Raw genomic sequence first — 26,120 nt, 5'->3', positions numbered from 1 at the left:
GGAATTATGCCTGGGAGGGTGGGAATCCGAATCTTCTCTTAAAAAGAAGACTAAAGGATGTGGGGCTTTCGAAACCAAGTTGGAAACAAGTTGCTGAAACGGATTGGTTCTTCAATAGTTTAAGCGCTAGCTGCAGTCTCAGCTCTGTGAGATACTGATGTGGAGTGATATTGAAAACATCCCGGAAATTAGACAGAAAATGGAATTTATTAAGACAGGCCTGTTGAGCGATCTCTTCTAAGGATATATCTTCCATTATATTATCGTTCATAAAATCTCTGGCCAGTATCAGGCGACGATACAATTCTTCTTTAGTAGAACGTTTTACGGCTTTTAAGGCCCTGATACTTTTCTGGGTGTGGTCTCGCTGCATTCCGACAGCGGTGATCAAATTAAAGAGTGCATCTTCCTGTGGACCTGTCAAACCAGAGAGGATCTTATAAATTGTGTCGTCCATATCAAACGGAACGTTGGGAAAAAAGATATCCTCTCCTATCGGCGCGGCGGGCATATCCAGCAATTTCTCTTCACTGTTCTGCAAATAATGGAAACTATCACGGATGAAATTTGTGTCAAAAAGAATCAGCACCGTCTTCAGGGAAGTAGCTGGGAGAAAATTGATTTCCAGGCTATCATTCGCATTCAGAAAGTAGAAATGCCGGTCTGATACTTCAATAGACCGTTTATTTAGCTTATACCTGCCTTTGTTCCGAAAATTGGTGATGAATAAATACGGGGTTGGATGTTCCGGATAAAAATAGCCGCCCTGTGTATCTGCAATGATTACTGCATTTTTAACAGGTTTTGCATGACTATTGCGAAATTTTGCACAATCAGGCAGCGTGTTCTGGATCATGAATGCAAATTAACGATTATCGTTGGGCTTTCCTACTTGCTCTTTTTATGTTAACCACTGGTTTTAAACAGCAACCGAACAATAAGTGCTCTCCGCTCCGCTATTAGTCCTTTGAATTCTTTTCCAGATACCTTGAACAACCTTTCGTAGAGAGGGGCCATGATCAATGGATAAGACAACAAAGAAAACAAGTTCATCAGAAAATGAACAGGATTCATTTTCTCAATAGTTCCCTTCTTCATTTCCTGCTCTGCTTCTTTCAAATAAGACTTTACAGGATCTGATTGAATGTTGGTGATCAGTTGCTTCCCTAACGTATTGATCTCTGTTACTAAAAATGTTTCCTGATAAGGGAAAGCCATCATATGTTTGAGAAAAACGGCAATGATATTTTCCGTTTTAGCTTTAAAAGGTTGTTCCGCTGTCATGCATTCGTTAAGGCGTTGGCTTAAATCCTGCATGGCATCCTGGAATATGGCAGCAACCAGCAGATCTCTGGAACGGAAATAATAATGCAGTGCGGTTCTGTTAACGCCCGCAGCATCTGCTATTTCCTGAGTAGTGGCATGGAGCTTTCCTTCTGCGAAAAGCAGGCGCTTTGCGGTGTCTTTTATATGCTGCTCTGTCCCTGTATTTTTTAATGGCATCTCTTTTAAGTTAAACTTATGGTATAATCGATTCCTATTTCGTTGATAAAATAATCATCATGCGAAATCACCAGCAATGTACCTCCAAAATTTTTCACCGCGAGGGTGAGTACTTCCAGGCTCCGAATGTCGAGATTATTTGTTGGTTCATCAAGGATCAATATATCCGGCGCCTGATTACTGACCAACAAACAACTCAACGATAGTTTCATTCTTTCTCCTCCGCTTAATCCTGCGCATTTTTTATCAAAAGTAGCCGGAGGAAATTGGGAATACACCAATAATTCTGCTAACTCCTGCTCTTCCAAACCACGTTTATTATATGCCTGTATTTGTTCATAAACAGTTAGCATCGGATTGATCATCGAGTAGTTCTGATCCAGATAGCAATAAGAGAATGCCGCACTGTTGTAGCTACCCTCGATTGGTTGCAGCTCCTTTGTGATAATTTTCAACAAGGTGGTTTTCCCACTTCCATTTTCGCCCTTGATCTGTATTCGCTCACCAGATTTAATCTGGAAGCTGAGATTATTCCATAGTAACGTGTCGCTATATTTGAAGTTAATATCTGTTATGTCGATCAGCAACTGGCCCGCATGTAGGTCCGGCGTGCCGATGTCGATTTTAAGCACTTCGTATTCCTGGATTTGTGCTTTGATCTGTTCAATATTATGCAGCAGTATGGCTATCTTTTCCTCATGTGCATTTAACATGCGCGCTGTACTGCGCTCCGCTTTATTTTTTAATCCCCCTGCAATGATGCGTGGTATTGAACCGCTCATTCCCGCTGATCTGGATTCCTGTTGTGCCCTTTGACCAGCCATATCTGTGGCTTTTCTTTCGGATGCTTTCAATGCTTTGGAATGTTCGTTCAACCGGGCGCGCAAGGCACTTACTTTTTCCGTTTTTTTCTGCTGATAAAAATCAAAGTTTCCACCGAATACTTCCATCCCTTTTTCATTCAACTCCAGTGTTTTGTTCATGAGGTTCAATAATGTTCTGTCGTGACTCACGATCAACATAGTGGATTTGCTTTGAAGGATCATGGCATACAATTTCATCCTGGTGTTGATGTCCAGGTGATTGGAGGGCTCGTCTAATAAAATCAGGTCCGGGCTGTTCATATCCATGGCTGCCAGAAAAACCTTGGTTTTTTGGCCACCACTCAGGCTTCCCAGTAAGCGATTTTCATGGATCTCACCAAGGTCCCATTTTTCGAGGGCCTTTTTGACTTTATTTTCGATATCCCAGTCATCGTCCAATTGTGTAAACTGATGTTCATCCGTATCTCCTCCTAAAATAGCCTGCAGTGCGTTCAGTTTCTTATCTGCCCCCAATGCCCGGGCAACAGACCAGGTGTCAAATTCTCCCAGATGTTGTGGTACATACCAGGGAGCATCCGAAAAGCTGATTTCTCCGGATGTTAATTCAAGTTTTTGGGAAACCAGGCGTAGTAAAGTTGACTTACCTGCGCCGTTTATTCCTACCAGTGCCGCTTTTTCGCCATCATTTAAAATAAAGTTCAGGTCATGGAATAGCGCCTCATTATCTGGATGAACATAATTCAATGATTTTACGATTAAGCCCACGGTATTTTCTGATTTTAGATATTAGTACTTTACTCCAGCGGGGCAAATATGCATTAAATATTCTTTTTTGTTAGACAAAATTGTTAAATAAAAAATAAATCCTGTCAAACAAGCGATAGCTTTTAAACCCAATCACTTTTATAAAGTATTCTAAATCAGCTAAAAAGATGTTCGAAAGCATACACTTCCGGGCATAAAAAATGGATAAACTTAGGTTTATCCATTTTAATTTTCAGCAAAGCCATATTAGCCACTCAAATCTACAGGATTCAGGAGGGTGGAATACTATTTCCCAATTCCTGCTTTGGCCAGTCCTTTTTGGAGGTCTTCCCCATTCATAACAGGACTAAACTCTACTTTGGCATTGAGCGATGCAAAGAAAGGCTCAGATATGCCTGGGAGGTCTGATGAATCTTTGAGATCAAAGACGAACAACATTGCCCGGCAGCCATCCATGGGAAGAAAATAGGTGGCTTCCGGATTTAATTTTTCCGTTGTTGATTTAACAATTTTTGACAGTGTGCCATCTGCCACGGCCTTGTTGGAGGCTTCTACCGGACAGGTTACTTTTAATAACGTACGCATTGCAATTGTTTTTTTAAGAAGTAAACAAGAATTCAACATGCCGGAGGGAATTACAGCTGTTTTGCTTCATCCATTATTTATCATAACAACACCTTGCTTTTGGGGCTTTTACCATCATTAAACAAATGAAACAGAGAAGTAGTTGGGTGAGTATGTCAGGCAGGTTGCGTTATATTGTTAATCGCTTGTTATTCCCATTAGTCCCCAGCCCTGGAGACGATTTAATAAATGAAAAAAGGCTTGTCAGCTATCGCCGGCAAGCCTTTTTTCATTTATGGCCATTCATTTTTAAACAGCACCCTTATTTCGCCTGATAATGGGCCGCCCAGTTGTCCATATACTTTTCCAGCACCTGCAGGGGCATGTCGCCATAAGCCAGCAGGGCATCGTGGAAGTCGCGCAGGTTAAAGCGGGCGCCTAACTGTGCGCTCAGTTTATCTCTCAATGCCTTGATGCTTATTTCACCAATTTTGTAAGACAGCGCCTGTCCGGGCATTGCCATATAGCGTTCCACTTCTGCGGTGGCTATCTCTTTACTTATGGATTCATTGGCCATCATGTAGTCAATAGCTTCTTCACGGGTCATTTTACCGGTATGGATAGCCACATCCAGCACCAGCCGGATAGCGCGGTGAATTTCGTTGTTCAGGGCCCCCATTTGCTGATAAGCATCAGTATAGCAGCCCATCTTCTCACCCAATGACTCTACATATAACGCCCAGCCTTCGAAATAGGCACTGAAGGAAGGTTGCCGCCGGAAGGCAGGAATTTCCTTATTCTCCTGTTGCAAAGCAATCTGAAAGTGATGGCCGGGGATGCCTTCATGAATAAAGGTAGCCTCCATACCATAGAAGGTAACATTCACTTTGGTGGCGTCTGGTACCGGTACGTATAAAATAGCGGCCCGTTTTTCCGCGATATTCCCTTTGATGTAGAAAGGCCCACCGCTGGCTGCTTCCCGATATGCCTCCACTCTTCGTACCTCCATAGGCGTTTGGGGCTGATGACCAAATAACGCCGGTATATGCGGCAGCACTTTCTGATAGATAGCCCTGTAGGCATCCAGCACCTCTTCCGGCGTCTTAAATGGCATGAGCTGAGGGTTGGTCTTCAGCCAGGCAAAATATTCCGATAAAGTGCCGGTAAACCCTGTTTGTGTTTTTATCCGCTCCATCTCCGCATGTATCCTTGCTACTTCCGACAATCCCGTCTGATAAATTTTCTCCGGGCTAAGGTCGGTAGTGGTAAAGGAACGTACGTAGTATTGATATATCTGTTTTCCGGATGGTATGGCAGAAAGGCCGGCCTTTTTCTGTGCGGCGAGTAGATAAGTATGTTCCAGGTAGTAGGCTAATTGTTGATATGCCGGGCGGAGGCGATTTGCAATTACCCGCTGGTACAGCTTTGTGATTTTCTCTTTTTCAGCGGCTGTAAAGGAAGCCGGCATTTTCGACAGCGGCTTGTAGAAAATATTTTTGGCGGTGTCTTTTTCTGCCAGTGATTTCATTTGAGGGATCATCAGCTGGACCAGTGCTTTGGGCAGCACCACACCTTCCATAATTCCTTTGTCGAACTTGGCGATACAGGTATCTGACCATTCCATAAATGCCGACATTCGTTTGGCCCAGTTCTCATAATCCTTTACGGTGTTGAAGGGCTGGTCGCCATTGCCAGCGCCTAAAGACGCCAGTTCCAGCGGTGTAGATACAAACTGGTTCATGGGCAGATACTCCAGGTGGAGGGATATACCCTCCAGGCCAGTACGCAATGTATAGGCGAGGATGTCTGCCGAAACCCGGTCGCCAGTGTTCAATTTCACCTGGTCGAACTTCTTCAGCTTATGGAGATAGTGCCAGTAAAATGATTCGGTATCTTCCAGATAAGGTATCCCTCCTTCTATAGGCAGGACATCATCGTATTGGTGGAAGCCGGCGGCAGTGGCTTCTAAGGGAAACAATTTCATCCGGGCAGCATAGTAGTCGTCAAACAGTTGGTGCAGCTGTGGGTTGTTTTCTTGTGCCTTGCTGACGGTTGTGCTTAATACGGCTGCTGATACCAGCAGGTTAATCAATAATCTTTTTCTCATAGCTATTTATCTTTGTACAGAATTTCCGGGCACCCAACTAACGCGCGGTGGATAGCTAAAATTGTATAGGATTCATTTGTCTGTCGTATTTCCCTTAGGTACCTGCAGTAAGCGGAACCAGCATAAGCATGGATATACTCATGGATGAAGGTTTAAAAATAAATTTTTTGGCACATTGGCCACAAAGAAAAGGGCCGACCGTAGTCAGCCCCTGCTCTTAACAAATCTGTCTACACAAAAATTATTGCAAAGGATCAAAATCTCCTCCCCAGTTATTATTCTGTTTCAATAATGGGTTCCTGTCTAAATTAATTTTAGGAATACCGTAAATATAGTATTGGTCTTTTATGGCGATATTAGTGGCATCAGTAGCAATCACCGTGGTGGTGAACCTGTTCCATACCGTATTGATATCTGACAGTGGGCTTACATCCGGCTGACCGGTTTTCAGCAATACGGCGATACCATGACGTTGTGGCAAGGCCCTCAGGTAATCAAACATTTTCCAGCGACGTAAATCATCCATACGTCTACCTTCAAAACAGAATTCTACAAAGCTTTCCTGTTGAAGAGCGGTGCGGATCTCCGGTTGGGTGGTTGCCGTAATACCATAATTGCCTCCGGCACCGGGTAAAATACCTGCGCGATTTCTGATTTGTTTCAATACATCCAATGCTGCGGCGGTATTATTCACTTCATTAGCACATTCTGCATAGTTCATTAATACTTCTGCATAACGGATCTCTATCCAATCAACCGCTGCATTATACACCGTACCTTTATCTATGTTTTTATCCACTGCTTTGATGCGATAAAAACTGGAATTAGACCACAGTGGATCTAAGGTGATGGAATTGTGTACGCCTTCCAATCCTGTAGCGCCACTGTAATTGGTGATGCTGGTAAAATACGTCCACAGATAGGTTTTATCATCCCGCATTCCTTTTACATATTGATTGGGAGCACCGTTGTAGTAGATATTCGCATAGAAGCGATCATCTCTGTTTCTAAACAGGGTATCGTAACTTCTTGTCTGCGATGCCCAGCGGGAGCCATCTTTCATGGGGAAGGCGTCTACCAGTTCCAGCGAGGGCCGATCATAACCTACGTCATCTTTAGACCAGTCCAGCGGAATTAAACCTCCCTGAAAATAGGTTGCTTGCGGGTAGTTGAAGCGACGTACCATGACCACTTCTTTGTTTAACTCATCATCCCATATTTTGCTGTATGGACTATAGAGACCTTTACCTCGCGCATCTAAAAATTCTTTGGCTGCTTTATTGGCATCGTAGGCCTTTTGCCAGGAGGCCACGCCACCTAAACCATTGAATAACGGGCTGGCGTAAAACAGCAATACTCTTCCTTTGAAAGCCATGGCAGCACCTTTATCTATTCTACCCAGGTCATTGTCTGTAAAAGCATCGGGTAATAAGGCGATGGCATCATCCAGGTCTTTTAAAATCTGTGTAACGCATTCAGAGGTTTTATTACGGGGCTTTTGCAGCGCTGTCAGATCTGTTGTCGGTGTTTGTGCTTCGAGAATCAATGGTACACCACCATAGGAGCTCACCAGGATATGATAAGCCCAGGCTCTCCAAAACAGCGCCTGTCCTTTAATTTTATTTTTATCATCCTGTCCGAAAGTAGCTTTATCAATATTGCCCAGCAAAATATTAATGGTTCGTATATTGCTATACGTCCAAAAATCATCTCTGGAATCAAAGGTAGCAGTGCCCCGTAACCAATCGTTGGTTTGTTTTTGGTAAGGTACCCCTTCATCTGTGCCGTTACCACTGCCCATGGTATTAGCAGGCATCAGATTGGCATAAATCTGATTTAAGTAGGCCGTGGACATATTCACATCTGTCCATACCTGGTCAGGTCCAACGGCAGAAAGGTTTGTTTTATCCAGTACCTTACTGCACCCCATCATCAGGAAGGGAACGAATAAGGCGATTTTGGCTATATTTAATTTAGTCTTCATTTTTTTAACTTTTAAAATAAACACACCTTTCTACAACCTGATATCGATACCAGCGGTGAAAGTTTTCGTGGTGGGGTAACTCATGAATCCTTTTATCTCAGGATCATACAGCTTAAATTTGGTGATATTAAAGAGGTTGGAACCTGCCAGGAAAATTTTTACATCTTTCATACCCAGCTTGTTTAACACTACTTCAGGCAGGTTATAGTTAATATTCAGGTACTTCATCCGTAAAAAACCGCCGTTGTATACGTTGAAGTTAGAATTCCATGTATACCCTGCTGAATGTGGATCACCCCATGGATATATCTTTGGCGTAGATCCGTTAGGGTTATCTGTGGTCCAGGAATCCGCATGGTAAAAAGGTACTTTTCCTCCGCCGCCAAAATTCCTGCCCCAGGCATCATTATATGAAACTTTGAACCCGGTAAGTCCTGATACCAATGCTTCTACAGCAAACCCTTTGTAAGACAGGGCAATATTGAGTCCATAAGAGATAGGGGCATTATCGGCGCCGAAATAATTACCTAACACTACCTGATCATAACTGTCTACTTTATTATCAGGTTTCCCGTTAGGACCACTCAAATCTGCGAACAGCATATCTCCCAGCGCCGGCGCAACGCCATTGATGGTATATCCTGCCGGTAATTTATCCAGGTCTTGTTGCGTACGTAAAATACCTAAAGTCTGGTAACCAGTGCCATACGAAAGGGTTTTCCCATTCGGATTAGCATAATCCTGGGTATTGGCTGCTACATCTTTTCTGATGACTTTATTAGCAGCATAGGTGAATACACCTTTGATATTATAGCTAAAATTTTTGCCGATATTGTTATTATATCCCAGTTCAATTTCGATACCGTGTGAATTCACCTGACCATAATTCTCCGGAGGTAAAGTACCGCCGAACTCGGAAGGCACCGCTAAAATCCTTGTTCCTAAGATATCATAGGAGTGACGTTTCCAGTAATCAAAGGTGAATCGAACATTCTTAAATAATGTTGCATCCACTCCAATGCCAGCAGAATTTGATTTTTCCCAGGTCAGATTACTGTTAGGAAGACCGCCATAAGATAAACCAGGAACAGAGGCACCGTTTGCACCAAGGAAATAGGAACTACCGGAGATAATATATTGTTCCATCCATCTCCATCTGCTGTTGATATTGTCTTTATCCAGGACATCATTACCCGTAGTAGCATAGGATGCTCTCAGTTTTAAGAAGTCAATGGCGTGCCCTACTCTTGATGCACTAAAAAACTGCTCCCTGGAAATCACCCAGCCGGCCGATACTGACGGGAACCAACCCCAGCGCTTATCCGGTGCAAAGTTGGTAGATCCATCTCTACGAACGGATGCGGAAAACAGGTATTTGGCGTCGTAGTCATAGTTGATCCTTCCTATGTAAGACAACCTTCCACTCTCTCTTTCAGCACCACCGGTTGACCAGTCCGCATTATTGCCACTGGTGTATAAAAACTGATCTTTAGCCACCAGCGGGAAGTTGTTCCGGGTTACCCCAAACGTGTTCCAGTAGCCTTCAAATTGCTCGTATACCAATAAGCCGCCTATAGTGTGTTTACCGAATGTACGGTCATAGTTTACCTGCGCATTTAGTTGGTAATTGTTCGTGCGTTCATAGGAATTTCCCAAATAGGGAGTGCCCGGATCGCCACTCATCGTGGAGCCCACCAGTGTGTCCGTATAAATCAAACCATTAGGGCCTGTTTTTTTGAAATTATAGAGTGTTTGTTTTTTGGCAAACGTTTTTACAAAGTCGTTATCATAGTTTTTGCTGTAAGTGCCTTTTATACTCAATCCTTTTACCTGTGGTATTTTGTATTCAGCAGTTACCAATGCATCTACCTGTTGATTGTTGTCACGCCAGTAGCCGCCATTTCTCATCATTTCAATAGGATTACCTAACCAGCCGGGGTTATTGGGTTTACCATCGATATAAGGCGAGGCAAACACATCCCAGTACAGCAATTTACCCCACAGGTTATTCAAGTCATCGGAACCATAGTCATAGGTAAAGTTGAAACGACTACGGGTACCATAGCTGGTGCTGAGGTTTAAACCGAGTGTCAGGTTTTTCACCAGATTAGCTTCCACATTACCACGCAGGTTATACTTCTTATAATTTACCTGTGGCAGGAAACCATTTTCACTCACATAAGAACCTCCTACGTAAGCCTTTATTTTTTCGCTTCCTCCGGACACGCTCAACGCGTAACGCTGACTGTTAGGATTGGTATACGCCGCTTTGTAATAGTTATCGCCATTCGGGTTATTTTTCAGTACCCAGTTAATTTCTTCGTCGCTTAATCCACCGTTTACTGATTTACTTAAGTTCAGCCCATCTTTCACCGGCATATATTTCGGTAAAGCACCTACACGTTGTGTATTATAGGTAGCATTGAAATTGATCACCGCCAGACCACTTTTACCGGTTTTAGTCGTTACCAGGATAGCGCCGTTAGAAGAACGGGAGCCATAAATAGCAGCGGAAGATGCATCTTTCAGGATAGTGATATCCCCTACTTCGTTGGGATCTAATGCATCGAAACTTGTTTTATCCCGTACAATTCCATCAATAACATATAACGGTTCCACCGCACTGTTACTAAAGGAAGAGGCAGAGCGCACCTTTACATTTGATCCAATACCAGGTGTACCCGTTGGTGAGCTGATGAAAACGCCGGACATACGGCCAGCCAGCGCATTCGATAAATTGGTAGTGGGTATCAATGCGATGTCTTTCGCATTCATAGAAGAAACAGCCGCCGTCATTTTGGCTTTTTTCTGTGTACCATACCCTACTACTACCACGTCTGTTAAGTCCGTAGCAGTGGGATGTAATACAACAGTGATGGGTGCTGCTCCTGCGGCGGCAAAAGCCGGGCGAAAGCCGGTCATCGTCACCCTTAGCCGGCTGCCGGAAGGCACGCTCAATTCAAAGTGGCCTGTCGCATTGGTAACGACTCCTACCTTGATATTCCCTTCCTGACTTACCGTAGCGCCAGGCAATGGCGACCCGATGGAATCGGTGACCATCCCTTTGACAGTAATTTTTTCCTGCGCGTGCAAACGCATTCCCTGTAGGACAAAGCATAGCAATGCGATCGTCCACAGTAACGATTTAGATTGGTTCATAGTAAAATTTGTGTAGATAGCTAATTTGTGGAATTACTCATTCATTGTTCCGGTTGATAATATTCTGAATCTGTTCTAAAGGTCTTATTATCTTGTGCAGAATACCACCCATAATTTGACCATTACAAATACTATTTTTGCAGGTAAGGGTTAACAAACGGATACCATCTCCCCAAAACCAGCCATAGCAAAAGATTTACGGACAAATCCGGCAGGATCAAAATAGCAATGCATTTCTCTCCGGAAAATATCAATCTCCCTCCTTATTTTCGTGAGGAATTAAAAGTATGCTTTGATGATTTATGTAAGTGAGCCTATCACCACGGTACCGGCTGTATTTAAAACCCAACTGCAGGAAATGGTTTACCTGACGTTACAACAAATGGCCGTACCATTTGAGCGTGTTGATACGGATGAGGCGATTACTATGGAAGATTGTATCCGGATTAACGAGCGGCTGGATATGAAAACAGTGAAAACACTATTTCTCTGTAATCGTCAGCAAACTGATTTTTACCTGTTTATTACCACGGCGGATAAGCCTTTCAAGACGAAAGATCTCAGCGCCGTATTAAACATTTCCCGTTTATCTTTTGCGCCGGTGGAATTGCTGGATAGCATGTTAGGTACTTCCGTGGGAGCCGCCACCATATTTGGGGTGATGCTGGATAAAGAAAATAAGATACAGGTAGTGATTGATAAAGATATTCTTTCGGAGGAATGGTATGGCTGCAGTGATGGTACTACCACGGGTTATATGAAAGTACCGATGAACTGGATCATGCCGCATTTTCTCCATTATGCGGGGCATGTGCCGAAGGTGATTGAGATCTGAAATGAAAAAGGCCACCCTGAGCAGGTGGCCTTTCTCATTTCAGATAATATTATTCTTGCTCCTTAGTATCCTGGATTAGGCACCAGGTTAGGATTCAGCGCCAGCTCTATGGCAGGAATAGGGAACACCCGACGGAAAACATCATTGTCGGCTGCTTTAAAGCCCCATTTGCCTTCAAACTTACCAAAGCGGATCAGGTCATTTCTTCTCCAGGCTTCCCAGGCAAATTCGCGGGCACGTTCTTCCAGCAGCATATTCAAGGTAGTACCTACCCATGGTGTAGTACCCGCACGTGAACGGATTTTGTTCACCAGCACGTCTGCTGTTTGCAGCTCTCCTTTTACCACGGTAGGTGTGGCGCCACGAAGAATGGCTTCTGCTTTCATCATGATTACATCTGCCAAACGGAATACCGGTAAATCGGTATTCTGGAAACGGGTAGATGTATTCACGTTTTTGTCAGGATAATATTTGATAGAGCGTACACCCTTCAGTTGTCCTTTCAGGTCGTTCCCTACATCCAGTTTCGCTTCACCACCTGGTTTCACCGTGAGTTCCGGGAAGATTTCCACCCACCAGTCGATCGGAGTATCCGGACCTGTGGAAGAGGCATCCAGGGTTTTAGTAGTGGTGTGTACAATGTTCTGTGTACCGTCTTTGTTATACTGTTTGCCGGACAACCAGGTGTTGTTACGCACATCATTTGGCTGGTTGAAGTAAGCATAAAAATCAGGAATGGTGCTCAACGCTACGCTGGGACCGAATGCATCKGGCAGGTCGAAACGAGCCTTCAGGAAAGGATGCAGACAGAAACGGGTAAAGTGGCAACCAGGAATCAGGTTGGCATCGTAAGGAATAGCGAAGATAGTTTCCTTAATCTGCGGACCGTTATCTGGCTTGAAGATGGAAGTATAGTCTGCGTCCAGGGAATACGGTGCGTTGATGAGGATACTGTCTGCCATTGCTACCGCATCTGCATAACGTGGGGTACCGGTATAGTACTCTGCGTTAAGATACATTTTCTCTAACAGGGCAAATGCCAACCATTTGGTAGCACGGCCGTAAGTACTACCGTCTACTTTTGTGGTCAGGTTCGGTAATGCTGACTTCAGCGTATTTTCGATAAAGGTGAATACTTCTTTACGTTGTTTCGTAGCCGGAGGTGTATTTACCGGAAAACTATCCAATACGGGAATGTTACCATACAGGTCCATCATAAAGAAATAGAATAGGGAACGCATGGCTTTCAATTCCGCTACAGACGAGGTTTTGTAGGCACCATCGGGTAATGCTTTCAATAAGTTGATGGCGTTATTGGAGATATTGACCCCACCAAATCCCCACTGCCAGGCACTGATTACATAAGGATGACTACTACCCCAGGTATGCAGGTGCATAAAACGATATTTACCACCATCGTCGTAGTTACCATCGCGGGCAGGAATGATCGCTTCATCTGTAGAAAACTCCTGCAGCATCCAGTAATCCACACCGTAGCTGAAGCCGGTACCGTTCATCCAGTAGGTAGCATCCCCTGATTTGGTATTGGCCAGCTGGGAATACACCGCACCAATAGCAGCAGCATAGGAGCTGTTGTTGGAAGGAAAGTTTGATGGCGTATATTTTGATTCCACATCCACATCCAGCTTGCGGCATGCTGCCAGCGCCGTTACGGCAAGCAGGAAAATGTAAAGGATTTTATTAGATCTCATATCTTGATATTTAAACAAAGAGATTAGAAAATAGCATTCAGACCAAAAATGAAAGACCGTGTTTTAGGATAATAGTTCCTGGCGTCAATACCTGGTGTAAGGCCACCGAGGTCCATTTCGGGGTCTATGCCGGTGTATTTGGTAATCGTAAATACGTTATTCACGTTGCCGTATACACGTAATTTGCTGATGTAATTGCTTTTGATCTTGAAAGTATATCCCAGGGTGAGGTTATCCATACGCAGGTAGGAACCGTTTTCCAGGAATCTGTCGGAGATCATGAAAGAGTTTTTGTCGTTGTACGACTCTCCTGCTGTAAACTTCAGGATGTTAGTCACTTTCGCATCTGTAGGCGTATTCAATGCTGCCTTGGTAGCATTCAGGATTTTGTTGCCGGATACGCCACGGATAAATACGTTCAGATCAAATCCTTTCCAGGTGAAGGTATTGCTCCATCCATAAGTAATAGAAGGCTGTGCATTCCCTGCGCGCATCAGGTCACCGATGGCCGGAGAGGTAGTAACGGTACCATCTGCTTTCTGGTAAGTGGAAACACCGTCTTTATCTTTACCCAGGTAATGGAACAGGGTGAAAGTACCGATAGGCTGACCTTCCAGTACTTTCTGGCTCCAGTTACCGGATTGACCTTTACCTCCCAGAATAGCTGTAGGGATATCTTTCAGCGTAAAGCGGCCGTTAGACAGGGAGCTGATGCTATTGGTATTATGCGCAACGTTGACGGATGTTTTCCAGGAGAAATTCTTTGTGTGCACTGGTTCTGCATTCAGTACCACTTCCACCCCTTTGTTACTTACCTTTCCTACGTTGGCCAGCAAAGTAGTGGTGATGTATTGGGTAGTTGTTACCGGGTAGTTCCAGATCAGGTCGGAGGTTTGTTTATCGTAGTAGTCGACGGCACCGCTCAGGCGGCCGTTGAAGATGGCGAAGTCGACACCGGCGTTGAACATACCGGTACGTTCCCATTTCAGATCGGGGTTGGCATTCTGTACAGGTGCGATGGCGTTGATCAGGTTACCATTATCGTAGTAACGGCCGGTGGTGCTGTATTGCAGCTGTGCGGCCAGCGGATCGAAGCCGAGTGAGTTACCGGAGCTTCCGTAGCTCACACGCAGTTTCAGGTCGTCGAAGATATTGTTTGATTTCATGAAAGGCTCCTGGCTGATACGCCAACCTGCTGATACGGCAGGGAAATAACCCCAGCGGTTATTTTTACCAAATGCAGAAGAACCATCATTACGCAGGGAGGCCTGGAAATAATATTTATCTGCGTACTGGTAGTTGATCCTGCCGTAGTAAGAGATCAGGCGCAGTGTGGTGAGTGTGGTAGAACCGGAGTTATCAAATACCACAGTGCCTGGAGGCGGGTTGCTCAATGCCAGGTTATTCCAGGAAAGGGCATCGCTGCCGAAGCCTTGCGTAGTAACGCCGAATCCGTCGCCGTTGCGTTCTTCCTGCCAGGAGTACCCTGCCAGCACTTTGAAGTTATGCTTACCTACTGTTTTATCGTAGTTAAAATAAGATTCGATGATATTACGGGCGTTGGTCCAGGTAATGCGATTGGCTTTACCATTCAATCCTTTTGCCAGTACAGAAAGGCTGTTGTAATACACGTTCCTGGTTACCTGCTCCCGCTGTGTGGAGAGGCTGAGTGTATAGGTAAGGCCGGGCAGAATCTTTACTTCTGCCAGTCCGTTGGCGAGGAACTTGTTGATTTTGGTCTGATCGATGTTGTTGTCGATCAGCGACACCGGGTTATTACTTCCGCGGATGTTACCGGCGTAGTCTTCTGTATAGGTACCATCAGGACGCTTTACCAGCACGGTTGGCAGGTAGTTGAGCATGTTGCCGAATACCGCATCAGGTACATTGTTCTGGGTAGTTGCTGTATTGAAGATGTTGATACCGAGGCGCAGGCGATCATCAAACGCACGTTGATCGATGTTAGCCCGTACACCGAGTCGCTTCAGCGAAGAAGTTTTGATGATACCGGGATTGTCCAGATAGTTCACGCTGAAGCCATAGGTAGTGCTTTTAGCACCTCCCATCACAGACAGGTTATGATTATGAGAAACGGCATCCTGTTGTACTTCTTTCTGCCAGTCGGTGTTTACGGGAGTAGTGGTGCCCGGATACACGTCGTTGTTGGCAGTGGCCAATACCTGACCATTGTCTGCGAGGTATTTACGCAACTCGTCGCCGGTAAGTACTTCTAGGCGTTTCGATACTTTTTCCAGTCCGATATAAGCATTGTAAGCGATACGCAGCTGATCCATCTTGGGGCGGCGGGTGGTGACCATGATAACGCCGTTAGCTGCTCTGGCGCCGTAGATGGCGGTAGAGGCACCATCTTTGAGTACGTCGATTGTGGCGATATCATCCGGAGCTACCATGTCTATTGGAGCGCCGGGTACACCGTCGATCACATAGAATGGTTCCTGGGCGCCGCTACGTAAGGTAGAAGGACCTCTTAATATTACTGTTGGGTTTTGGTTTGGGTTACCACTTTTGGTGATGGTCAAACCCGCTACCTTACCCTGCAGTAACATCGATGGAGAGGCGATGACGCCTTGTGTGAACTCACCGGAGTTGACGGAACTGATAGCGCCGATAACGTTCTTTTTGCTGGTTTTACCATATCCGGTGATGACTACATCGTTCAGCTGTTTCAGCTGCTGTACCAGTGATATATTAAGTGTATGAGCGCCGTTTACGGAAACATCTTTGCTTTCGTAGCCCACAAATGCGATGTGCAATGAGCTGTTACTACCGGCAACGTCTAAACGATACTTACCTTCTACATCTGTTATTACACCGCTACGGGTGCCGGCTTCAGAGATGCTCACGCCGGGAAGTGGTTGATTTTTGTCGTCGGTAACCTTACCCTGGATGCTGAATTTGTTCTGCGCCTGTACCGGTGGCAAGGCCAGACAAAGGCAGGCAATCCAGCACAGGAAGGCTGGCAGCAGTTTTACAGGAAACCGCAGTAAAAACCTACATTGATAGATTTTGTTCATAAAGCAATCTTTAAGTGGCTTGTTTGTTTTAAATGTTAATGGCTGCTGTTCTTGAATGGAAGATGCATTAGCTTAAAATTCGCCAGGCGTAAAGCATTCAGTGCAATTTGTAATACATTCATGTTTGATCGATAAGGCGTATTTACGCCATAAAACTAAATATGATGCTGTTGAATTAATAGCAGATCGTGTTATCAGATTATTATCTTAATGTCATCTGGTTGAATAAGCTTATCTGTAGTGCCTTTCAGACAAAGCGATGCCGCACTGCGGACTTTTATGTACACACTAATGATTTATTTCCGTGAAGGAATGATTAGCTACATCCCGCCACAGCAATAGATTTCATCACAATAAATAATTATTGAATTTTATTTCTCACAAAAAATCACGTACAACTTTTGGTTGTTTTTTCCTGATAAGGGTGTTCCCTATCCACGATGCCGGATATAGAAATTGGTTGACCAATACTGCAAAAAGATGTTAATTCCTCATAACACAAAAAATGATTCCTTTCTTGAAGAAAAGCTACGTGGAACCAACTACGACCAAATTAGTATTTCACTTGGAAGAAAGAAAAAAAATTTTTGTTTTCTGATCTGGTAAAAAGGATAGAACATTGCGCCGTTGAGCCATGCAGGCTCACGAAATCGGTTTCGTAATATGCAGTAATGAAGTGTATGGATGATTGTTGCAGATAGCTGTTTTCTATTAAAAAAAATTACTTGTGCCAACATGAATTTGAAGGGAAGTGGATTGATGAGAAGTATTTATTTGTTTAATCTTCCCACATCCATCTAAATATCCTAATTTCAACCCGATTTATTTAATCCGAGCCATTGACACAACCATACAAAATAGCAACGCTATCCTCTTCCGATCTTCTAAACGGCCTCAAAKAGCCTTATTATTATATTCTCCTTTTTGAAGTAACGGCGGACTTCTCCATAGATTTCAACCTTTATACCAGCTCAGGAAAAACAATGGTTTTCCTGTCGCCCTATCAGGTTTTTAAATGGATAAGTCCCGGGCAAGTGCGTGTAAGCGCCGTTATATTCCATGGCGATTTTTATTGCATTGAATATCACAAAAAGGAAGTGGCCTGCAATGGTTTGCTCTTTAATAATATATATCAGCATCCGCATATTACGGTATCAGACGCCATTTTTAGGGAAGTGAGTGATATCATTGAACGGATGGCGTCTTATAACAAGGAGCAGGACGCATTTGATATTGCTATTCTGAGATCTTATCTGCAACTGGTACTGGCGCTTTCCAGTAAGGAAAAGCAACAGCAGCTGGCGCAAAAAACGGTTGACCACAACGATCATAAAACAATCACAGACTTTCAAAATACGTTGGAAACCCATTACCTGCAATCCAAAGATGTTTCCTTCTATGCGGCCATGTATGGATTGTCCGTGAATGCGTTTAGCAAGAAGATTAAATTGTATACCGGCAAAACGCCTTCCCTGCTGATCCGGGATCGTATTGTGCTGGAAGCAAAAAAGCTATTGCATTTAACGAACAAGCCAGTTAAAGAAATTGCCAGCGACCTGAATTTTGAAGATGAATTTTATTTCAGCAGGTATTTCAAAAAAGAAATAGGGGTATCTCCCAGGCAATTCCGGGAAACGGTGGGGATCTCTATTGTGGCTAAATAGTCTAGGTTATTTCATCTTTCGTCCATTCCCCGGGCCACGGGAACGGCGTTCCTTTGTATAAAAAAGTTATGAAGGAAAACAACAGCAAGGCCCCCTGGTTATTGGAATTACTGGCAGCCGGACAAACGAAGTACATCCACCTGATACGCATCAGCATTTTTGTGGTGATGGCATGGATAGGCGGTCTTAAAGCGTTCCAATATGAAGCAGATGGTATTGTTCCATTTGTTACGAATAGCCCCTTCATGAAATTTTTCTATCATCATAGCGGGGAAACCGCCGTCAATGATAAAGGCGTAACGGTACCCGCCTATACGTTGTATAAAAATCCAGAGGGAAAGATGGTGGCCCAAAACGTGGCGTGGCAGCAGGAAAACGGCACTTACATTTTCGCTTATGGGCTGGGAGCGATGATAGTGGCTATTGGCGTATTGGTGCTGGCTGGCATCTGGTTTCCTAAAGCGGGTGTGGCAGGTGGTATCCTGACCTTTGGCATGTCGCTGGTAACGTTGTCGTTTCTGATCACCACGCCGGAAGCCTATGTGCCCAACCTGGGAGGAGATTCGCCTACCCTGCAATATGGATTCCCCTATTTGTCCGGCGCAGGACGTTTGGTATTAAAAGACATCATTATGCTGGCAGGTGGCCTCGTTACGGCGTCTGACAGTGCTAAAAAGCTCCTGGAAAACTACCGTTGAAAACGGTAGCCGCCACGGCATGACATCTCCCGAAAACCAACTCCGCTAAACTTTACCTTATTCTTTTTGTTAAACGGCTATAGCAACGCCTCCTTCAGCTCTAAACACCTGGTATGCAAAACGCCGCCATAACAAATGATTCCTGGCCGGTACTTTCCTTTAACGACTGGAAAGATACCCTCGCCACCGTACATCTCTGGTCGCAGATAGTGGGAAAAATCCGTTTGCGGAAAATGCCGTGGCTAAATCACTCATGGCATGTAACGCTGTATGTCACCCCTGATGGCCTCAGTACAGGAAGTGTACCGTATCAGCACGGTATTTTCCAGATAGACTTTAACTTCATGCAGCATCAGCTGATCATTATTACCAGTATGGGTAAGCGGGAGACAGTAGCGCTACAACCCAGAACAGTGGCCAGTTTCTACCAGGAGCTTTTTGAAAAGCTGGATGCACTGGCTATTGATGTCCGCATCAATAGTATGCCCAGCGAAATACCCGGCGCTATTCCTTTTGAAGAAGATACCATACATCAGTCGTATGATGCCCGCCAGATGGAAGATTTCTGGCAGGCGCTGGTGAAAATACACAACGTATTCACGCGCTTCAAAACCCGCTTCACGGGCAAATGTAGCCCGGTACATTTTTTCTGGGGGGCCTTCGACCTGGCGGTTACCCGTTTCTCGGGCAGGGATGCACCTCTGCATACCGGACAGGCACCCAATATGCCGGCAGCCGTCATGCAGGAAGCATATTCCAAAGAGGTGAGCTCCTGTGGCTTCTGGCCTGGAAATGAGCAATATCCACATGCCGCATTTTATGCCTACTGCTACCCTGCGCCCGCTGCTTTTGCGCAACAACCCGTAAAGCCTTCCACCGCCTTTTACAGCACGGATATGGGAGAGTTTCTACTCCGCTATGCGGATGTACAGGCTGCAGATGATCCGGAAGCCACCCTACTGGACTTCCTGCAATCGACCTATGAGGCCGCCGCCAATACCGCCCACTGGGACCGCGCGGCATTAGAGTGCGACTTATCGCACCTGGAAACAGCCTTTGGCTGCTTTAAAGAAGCAACATGAGACCCTAACGGTATCGCATATATGCTATAAAAACAGGGAGCGCTTCCAGCGTTACTTATTTCTTTAGCAGCTTATTATTGACAATTTTCTCCAACACTTCTTCTTTCTGATATTTACTGATAGGTACTTCATAGGTGCCCATGTGCAGGATGTTTCCTTCGATGGCGCTGATATGATTCATGTTGACGAGGTAAGATTTATGTGGTTGGAAAAATTGTCGCGGTGGCAACTTTTCCTGTACCGACTTCAGCGTGGCATGGGTCACTATTTTTTTATCTGTCGTATAAAAAGCGACATAATTCCCCAGGGCTTCGGCAAACAGGATGTCGTTGAATAACAGCTTCTCCAGTTTGGTATCTGACTTAATAAAAATATACGGTTGATCTCCGGGCTGCTGCACGCTGAAGTAATCATATGCTTTGTTGGCAGCCTTCAGAAAACGTTCAAAAGAAATGGGTTTAACCAGGTAATCCAGTACATCCAGCTCAAAGCCTTGTATGGCGTACTGTTCATAGGCTGTTGTAAAAATTACTTTGGGCGGATGATGCAAACTTTTCAGGAATTCGATGCCCGTCATGTAAGGCATTTCAATGTCGAGAAACAGGAGATCTATTGCCGGTTGTTGTTTCAGTATGGCATTTAGCTCTATGGCATTTTCGCAGGTTGTCACGACTTCCAGGAAGCCTGTTTTTTCGGCATAACCATGTAACCCTTTGACAGCAAGGGGTTCATCGTCTGTAATGATACATTTTATATGAAAGCGCTCCATCAGCTCAAGGTTAATTTTAATTCAGCAAAAAAAGTATCGCCAGTGGCCTGTGTGGTGAGGCTATGCGCGCCGGGATACAATAGTTGTAATCTTCTTTTCAGGTTGTCCAGTCCAATGCCGCCTTTGCGGGTGATGCCGATATTTTCCGGTACCGCATTTTCGACTACAAAACATATGTTGGTGGCTTGTTTGGTCATTTGCATGCGCAGATGAAAATTGCCGCCTACATATTTAAACGCATTTTCTACGAGTGGCAAAAACAGTAAAGGATATACCTGTTCCTCTTTCAGCTGCTCGTCAAAATGCACACTCAACTGCAGCTTTCTGGAAGATCGTATTTGTTGTAAGTCGATGAAGTTTTGCAGATATTGTATTTCCTGCCGGATGCTCACCGTTTGCTGCTGATCATACAACTGATATCGCAACAGTTCTGAAAAGCGTTCCACCGTTTTTTTAGCGGCGGCTACATCTTCATCCATCTGAAAATAAATAGTGTTCAGGGCATTAAACAAAAAATGCGGATGATATTGGGCCCTTAAAAATTTCAGCTCTGTTTGCAACTGATCATTGGCTATTTTTTCCAGCTGCAGCTGGTTTTGCACATATGCCTGCAGGAAGATGTTACTCCGCCGCACGCCATAATAAATCAACGAATACAGCAAGGGGATCAGGTTGATATCCACCACATCAGACCATTGCAGGCCGTCGTCTGTTAAGGCCGCCATGGGCATCAGCGTTGCATTTTGTACCACCAGGTTCAGGAGACAAACATATCCCAATTCATGCGTCACACTGCGATAGGAAAACCCAGCGGCTCTTTTCTCATCAAAGAAGCGGAACAAGCGGTTGAGCAGCCATATGAAAATGTAGCCCATCACAATGCTACATACGACCTCAATGGTATTCAGCAACAAAGGCCGGTGCCAGAACCGCATCCCCGAGCTACTGTCTGCCAGCAGGCGGATGGTATAATATACCAGCAGTCCATACATTGCGGGGAACAGATATTTCCAGAATGCTCGCTTCATCATGATTGAAAGTTACAATTAATTATACGGTTATGGGTTCAGCAGGTAATGACAGCGGGATGGTTTCTTCCCGGGCCTTCTTTTCCCGCGGCTGCCGGGGTTTCATACCAAACAGGAAGCGCATCACGCCGAAGGGCCGGATAAACAGATGGAAGATCATCATACTCAGTACCAATGTAACAATGACGGTGAAAAAATATTTCAGTGCCACGTCATCAGGGGTTTGCACGATGTAATAGGTAAGTATCACAATAATAGTTTGATGCAGGATATAAAAAGGATACGCGGCCTCGTTGAGATAGGGCAATGCCGCGCTTTTCCTGTTGAGGTACTTTTTACCATATCCAACAATAGCGAATACCCACATCCACGCAGCGATGGCTGATATAGCCAGGAATACAAACATACCTGGTGCATGCTTGTAATCATCGAATACCATCCAGGGCTCCAGCTTATTCCAGCGTAAATAATTGATCGTGATAGTTAACGTAAAAGCAATGGTCAGTGAAAGGCGGCGGTTACGCTCCAGGCTATCCATCCACATGGGATTGGCAATGCAGAAAAAGCCGGCGAGTACAAAAAATAACCAATAAAGCAAAAAGGCATAATCACCCACCAGCATATTGGTTTCCGGGTACTTCAATACCATAAAAGTGTACACCAGCACACCGGGAATGATCAGCAAATAAATATTGACGCCACGGGCCATCCAGTTGGCCTTTTGCAGCAATGCCTTTCCCCTGGCAGAGGTGAACCATGCAAATACAGGGGCAAACACAATATCATATATCAGCAGGTAACAGATAAACCAAAGGTGATGCCAGCTGATATTGCCTTTGGGGTAGACACCTGAGGTAAACATATGTTTGTAAAAATCCCAGTAATTGCCGGAAAAGCCCTGTGTGAGTCGTTCCATATATATCTGCGGTGGTACAATCATCAACACCCCCAGCAGCAAGGGTACAAACAACCGGCGGAACCGCAGACCGATAAAGCCGCCACCGGATCTGCGCTGCAGCATATAATAACTGACAGTGCCGGAAATAAAGAAAAGCAGGGGCATACGGAACCGGTGAGTAAAATCATTGAATTCCAGCAGCATATTACTGGTTTCTTTATTCTTGATATGCCAGCCCCATTCGGCCACATAGGGCATAGCGGAATGAAAAAATAATACACAGAGGATGGCCAATACCCTTAGCCAATCTAAATAAGCCTGCCTGTCAGGTGATTGTGGTTGCATAAAACAGATTTTATGCAAACTTATTGGTGGCAGGCGGGGCGTTAAAAGATATTTGACGTTTGGGCAGATTTTGGTGGTGAAAGGACAAAAAAACAAAATCCGCCACCACAGGCCTTCTTCCCTAAAAGTACCGGTTTTTTAAAAAATTTTTCCAGTAAGATGTCCAATTTGATTTAAGTCAGTCATTATTCCTGTATAAACGCAAACATTCAACAATAAATAAACGTATCATGGAACCAAGAATTAATTATTTTCAGAAAGGACAAGGCGCATTCAAAGCATTAAACGGCATCGGTGCGTATCTCTCTAAATCTATTATTGAGCAACCGTTATTACACCTGATTTATTTCCGGGTATCTCAAATCAATGGTTGTGCTTTTTGTCTGGATATGCACTCTAAAGATCTGCGGGCTATCGGGGAAACAGAGCAACGCCTTTATATGTTAAGTGGCTGGAAAGACTCCCCTGTTTATACCGCCCGTGAGCGTGCCGCTTTTGCCTGGGTAGAAGCCGTGACTACCGCACATGTACCGGATGCCGTATTTGCTGCCAGCAGAGAAGTTTTTTCTGAAGAAGAACTGGTAGACCTCACCATGGCAGCGATTGCAATCAACAGTTACAATCGCCTGAATGCCGCCTTCCTCCCAACTGCAGGCGGTTACCAACCAGGGATGTTTAATCAGCAAGCAAAATAAATTCGTACATTCACTCACCTTTTAAATAAATGATGTCATGAAAGAATTCATGTTAATATTCCGCCAGCCTAGCTACGATTACTCACAGGCTACACCAGAAGAAATGCAGGCACTCGCCAAAAAATGGGGCGATTGGGCAGGCGGTATTGCAGCACAGGGAAAATTAGCGGCACCTGGTCGCCGGCTGGATTTCAATGGTAGAGTGCTGAAAGCAGGCGGCGTTATTACCGACGGACCATTCGTGGAAATCCGCGAACGCCTGGGCAGCTTTATCATCATAAAAGCTGATTCACTGGACGAAGCCACTACCCTGGCACATGGTTGTCCAGCCCTGGATGCCAATGGCAGCGTGGAAATCAGACCTATCATGGGCTAAAAGCATTTAAGCGAATATCATCAATCACGTTTTTTCAAAATCCACTCCTGTGAGGGAGTGGGTTTTGCTATCAATATGGAAAACCAACAAACTTCTCTAAAGCATTTATTCCAGCAGGAATTTTCCAAAATGGTGGCGGTCATCAGCCGGCGCTACGGATTACAGCATATTGAAATAGCGGAAGATATTGTCAGCGAAACTTTTTTGCTAGCCACAGAAATCTGGGAAGAGAAAGGCATCCCCCCAAATCCCACGGCATGGCTTTATACGGTGGCTAAACAAAAAACGTTGTATCACTTCCGGAGAAACGAAATCTATGAAAAGAAAGTAATGCCGGCACTTACTGCCAAAGAAGCCACCACCGTAGAAAATGATGACTTCAGCTTTTCTGCGCAGCAAATAAAAGATAGCCAGCTGCAAATGCTTTTCGCCATTTGCAACCCGGCTATTGCCAGCGAAGCTCAAATAGGCCTCGCGTTGCGTATCCTTTGCGGTTTCGGCATCGATGAAATTGCAGAAGCATTTTTGTCTAACAAAGAAACTATCAACAAAAGATTATTCAGGGCCAAAGAAAAACTGCGTACCGAAAATATCCGGATGGAATTACCTCCCGAACGCGAAATCGTTAACCGGTTGGATAATGTATTGCATATCATTTACCTCCTTTTCAGCGAAGGCTACTACTCTCAAACGCAGAACCAGATCTTACAGAAAGATCTTTGCGTAGAAGCCCTGCGGCTGGGTTTAATGCTCACTGACTACGACCGTACCAATCTCCCTAAAACCAATGCACTCATTGCGCTGATGTGTTTTCACGCCTCCCGGTTTGATGCGCGGCAACAACACGATGACACCGTTGTATTATACGAAGCACAAAATGAAGCGTTGTGGGATCAGGCATTAATCAATCAGGGACAACATTTCCTGGGCCTGTCGGCACAGGGAGATGAAGTAAGCTCTTATCACCTGGAAGCCAGAATTGCATATTGGCATTGTATTAAGGAAGATACTCCTGAAAAGTGGGAACATATTCTTCAGTTATATAACGAACTGTTGATGATTAACTATTCCCCCAGCGTAGCGCTCAACAGAACCTTTGCGCTCTATAAAGCCAATGGCGCTAAGGTGGCGCTGGTAGAAGCGGAGAAATTACAACTGGAGAATAACCATTTTTATTTTTTACTACTGGGAGAAATGTATAAAGATATTGATGCTAAAAAAGCGTTGATGAATTGGCAAAAGGCGTATGATCTGGCAAAAACGCCCATAGAAAAACAGGGAATCCGGGACAAGATGGATACCATTCACTAAATAATAACAGACAAATGGAAACCAATATAAAATTTATCGGCAAAGTAGATTCTATTCTAACCTCGTTGGAAGAATGTCCGTTGCAGGAGAGTGAAAATGCTCCGGCAGCTATGATCACCATTTTTCCGGAATTTTTACCCGGTATCCAACACATTACGGAAGGAACAAATCTGCTCTTACTTACCTGGCTGCATCAGGCCAACAGAACGGTATTGGCCTGCCAGCCACGGAATAATCCGGCTGCTCCGCTTACAGGTGTATTCTCTACCAGATCACCTGACCGGCCTAACCCTATTGGTATACATGAAGTGAAAGTATTAGCGGTTTCACCTGATGGCGTAATAGCGGTATCTGGTTTGGAAGCGCTGGATCAAACACCGGTGATCGACATTAAACCGGTGATCCGGAAGTAACGCAACAGATCCGGTTGTTACAACTATGCAACAACCGGAGTAGATGATATTTATGGCTCCAACCCATGCACCAACGTCATGGTACAATTGTCGGTACTCCCCCATCGAATGGCTTTTAACGGCTGATACGCAGGGTCATTGTAACATTGCAGGGCCGCCGCCTCAGAGGGAAACCGAATAATGGCATTCATTCTTTTCATTCCTCCTTCTACGGGGATGGCTTCCAAATCGGCCGCCAATACCTCTGCACCATATTGCTGAAGTAAAATAATTACCGGCGGGGCATATTGACTATAGGCTTCCATGTCGGTAATGTCGTAGCTATTCACGTAATATACTGGCATAAATTATTT

Annotated in this window: 21 protein-coding genes; 8 read left to right on the top strand and 13 right to left on the bottom strand. The window is 44.7% G+C overall.

Annotated elements, in window-relative coordinates; translation table 11 throughout:
* Positions 1 to 4 precede the first annotated feature (4 nt).
* The 7 genes from AC1DFM_RS19450 to AC1DFM_RS19420 all read right to left on the bottom strand — a co-directional run bounded on the left by AC1DFM_RS19450 (position 5) and on the right by AC1DFM_RS19420 (position 10,906).
* Positions 5 to 856, bottom strand: a complete 852-nt coding sequence (locus AC1DFM_RS19450) for a helix-turn-helix transcriptional regulator (RefSeq protein WP_477078412.1) — start codon at positions 854 to 856, stop codon at positions 5 to 7.
* 50 nt (positions 857 to 906) lie between these two features.
* Entirely contained in the window at positions 907 to 1,503 is a 597-nt protein-coding gene (locus tag AC1DFM_RS19445) for a TetR/AcrR family transcriptional regulator (protein ID WP_477078411.1), read from the bottom strand.
* A gap of 5 nt (positions 1,504 to 1,508) precedes the next feature.
* Complete coding sequence (locus tag AC1DFM_RS19440) at positions 1,509 to 3,071, bottom strand: ABC-F family ATP-binding cassette domain-containing protein (protein ID WP_477078410.1); 1,563 nt, start codon at positions 3,069 to 3,071, stop codon at positions 1,509 to 1,511.
* Positions 3,072 to 3,377: 306 nt separating this feature from the next.
* Positions 3,378 to 3,677: a hypothetical protein gene (locus AC1DFM_RS19435; RefSeq protein WP_477078409.1), complete on the bottom strand. Its 300-nt coding sequence runs from the start codon at positions 3,675 to 3,677 to the stop codon at positions 3,378 to 3,380.
* Between the two features lie 301 nt (positions 3,678 to 3,978).
* Positions 3,979 to 5,763 carry a DUF885 domain-containing protein gene (locus AC1DFM_RS19430; protein WP_477078408.1) on the bottom strand — a complete coding sequence of 595 codons (1,785 nt, stop codon included), beginning with the start codon at positions 5,761 to 5,763 and terminating at the stop codon, positions 3,979 to 3,981.
* Between the two features lie 241 nt (positions 5,764 to 6,004).
* Positions 6,005 to 7,747 (bottom strand): RagB/SusD family nutrient uptake outer membrane protein, encoded by a 1,743-nt coding sequence (locus AC1DFM_RS19425; protein ID WP_477078407.1) that lies wholly within the window; start codon positions 7,745 to 7,747, stop codon positions 6,005 to 6,007.
* Positions 7,748 to 7,777: 30 nt separating this feature from the next.
* Positions 7,778 to 10,906, bottom strand: a complete 3,129-nt coding sequence (locus AC1DFM_RS19420) for a SusC/RagA family TonB-linked outer membrane protein (RefSeq protein ID WP_477078406.1) — start codon at positions 10,904 to 10,906, stop codon at positions 7,778 to 7,780.
* A gap of 295 nt (positions 10,907 to 11,201) precedes the next feature.
* Here AC1DFM_RS19420 and AC1DFM_RS19415 point away from each other — a divergent pair, with 295 nt between their 5' ends.
* Complete coding sequence (locus AC1DFM_RS19415) at positions 11,202 to 11,741, top strand: prolyl-tRNA synthetase associated domain-containing protein (protein ID WP_477078485.1); 540 nt, start codon at positions 11,202 to 11,204, stop codon at positions 11,739 to 11,741.
* A 62-nt stretch (positions 11,742 to 11,803) separates the two neighbouring features.
* Here the strand turns inward: AC1DFM_RS19415 and AC1DFM_RS19410 are convergent, their stop codons facing one another.
* Positions 11,804 to 13,453, bottom strand: a complete 1,650-nt coding sequence (locus tag AC1DFM_RS19410) for a RagB/SusD family nutrient uptake outer membrane protein (protein ID WP_477078405.1) — start codon at positions 13,451 to 13,453, stop codon at positions 11,804 to 11,806.
* 23 nt (positions 13,454 to 13,476) lie between these two features.
* On the bottom strand, positions 13,477 to 16,488 hold the full coding sequence (locus AC1DFM_RS19405; RefSeq protein WP_477078404.1) for a SusC/RagA family TonB-linked outer membrane protein: 3,012 nt from the start codon (positions 16,486 to 16,488) through the stop codon (positions 13,477 to 13,479).
* Between the two features lie 839 nt (positions 16,489 to 17,327).
* Between AC1DFM_RS19405 and AC1DFM_RS19400 the strand changes: the two genes are divergently transcribed.
* From AC1DFM_RS19400 to AC1DFM_RS19390, 3 genes are all read left to right on the top strand, one after another.
* Positions 17,328 to 18,152, top strand: coding sequence for a helix-turn-helix domain-containing protein (locus AC1DFM_RS19400; RefSeq protein WP_477078403.1), 825 nt, complete (start codon positions 17,328 to 17,330; stop codon positions 18,150 to 18,152).
* Between the two features lie 68 nt (positions 18,153 to 18,220).
* Complete coding sequence (locus AC1DFM_RS19395) at positions 18,221 to 18,850, top strand: DUF417 family protein (protein WP_477078402.1); 630 nt, start codon at positions 18,221 to 18,223, stop codon at positions 18,848 to 18,850.
* A gap of 113 nt (positions 18,851 to 18,963) precedes the next feature.
* Complete coding sequence (locus AC1DFM_RS19390) at positions 18,964 to 19,932, top strand: DUF5996 family protein (RefSeq protein ID WP_477078401.1); 969 nt, start codon at positions 18,964 to 18,966, stop codon at positions 19,930 to 19,932.
* A 55-nt stretch (positions 19,933 to 19,987) separates the two neighbouring features.
* Here the strand turns inward: AC1DFM_RS19390 and AC1DFM_RS19385 are convergent, their stop codons facing one another.
* From AC1DFM_RS19385 to AC1DFM_RS19375, 3 genes are read right to left on the bottom strand one after another with little or no spacing between them, the layout of a single operon-like run.
* Positions 19,988 to 20,701 carry a LytR/AlgR family response regulator transcription factor gene (locus AC1DFM_RS19385; RefSeq protein WP_477078400.1) on the bottom strand — a complete coding sequence of 238 codons (714 nt, stop codon included), beginning with the start codon at positions 20,699 to 20,701 and terminating at the stop codon, positions 19,988 to 19,990.
* A complete protein-coding gene (locus AC1DFM_RS19380) occupies positions 20,701 to 21,732 on the bottom strand; it encodes a sensor histidine kinase (RefSeq protein WP_477078399.1) in 1,032 nt (343 codons plus the stop codon). The genes AC1DFM_RS19385 and AC1DFM_RS19380 overlap by 1 nt, the downstream gene beginning before the upstream one ends.
* A gap of 19 nt (positions 21,733 to 21,751) precedes the next feature.
* Positions 21,752 to 22,972 (bottom strand): acyltransferase family protein, encoded by a 1,221-nt coding sequence (locus tag AC1DFM_RS19375; RefSeq protein WP_477078398.1) that lies wholly within the window; start codon positions 22,970 to 22,972, stop codon positions 21,752 to 21,754.
* 230 nt (positions 22,973 to 23,202) lie between these two features.
* Here AC1DFM_RS19375 and AC1DFM_RS19370 point away from each other — a divergent pair, with 230 nt between their 5' ends.
* From AC1DFM_RS19370 to tsaA, 4 genes are all read left to right on the top strand, one after another.
* On the top strand, positions 23,203 to 23,667 hold the full coding sequence (locus AC1DFM_RS19370) for a carboxymuconolactone decarboxylase family protein (protein ID WP_477078397.1): 465 nt from the start codon (positions 23,203 to 23,205) through the stop codon (positions 23,665 to 23,667).
* Positions 23,668 to 23,704: 37 nt separating this feature from the next.
* Complete coding sequence (locus tag AC1DFM_RS19365; protein ID WP_477078396.1) at positions 23,705 to 24,043, top strand: YciI family protein; 339 nt, start codon at positions 23,705 to 23,707, stop codon at positions 24,041 to 24,043.
* A gap of 75 nt (positions 24,044 to 24,118) precedes the next feature.
* Positions 24,119 to 25,354, top strand: coding sequence for an RNA polymerase sigma factor (locus tag AC1DFM_RS19360; RefSeq protein ID WP_477078395.1), 1,236 nt, complete (start codon positions 24,119 to 24,121; stop codon positions 25,352 to 25,354).
* Between the two features lie 14 nt (positions 25,355 to 25,368).
* Entirely contained in the window at positions 25,369 to 25,767 is a 399-nt protein-coding gene (tsaA, locus tag AC1DFM_RS19355; protein WP_477078394.1) for a tRNA (N6-threonylcarbamoyladenosine(37)-N6)-methyltransferase TrmO, read from the top strand.
* Positions 25,768 to 25,817: 50 nt separating this feature from the next.
* Here tsaA and AC1DFM_RS19350 read toward each other — a convergent pair whose 3' ends face one another.
* Positions 25,818 to 26,111: a DUF1330 domain-containing protein gene (locus AC1DFM_RS19350; protein ID WP_477078393.1), complete on the bottom strand. Its 294-nt coding sequence runs from the start codon at positions 26,109 to 26,111 to the stop codon at positions 25,818 to 25,820.
* Positions 26,112 to 26,120: the final 9 nt, after the last annotated feature.

This window comes from Chitinophaga sp. 05T412 (assembly GCF_056396465.1).
This window is presented reverse-complemented; position numbering and strand designations above follow the sequence as displayed.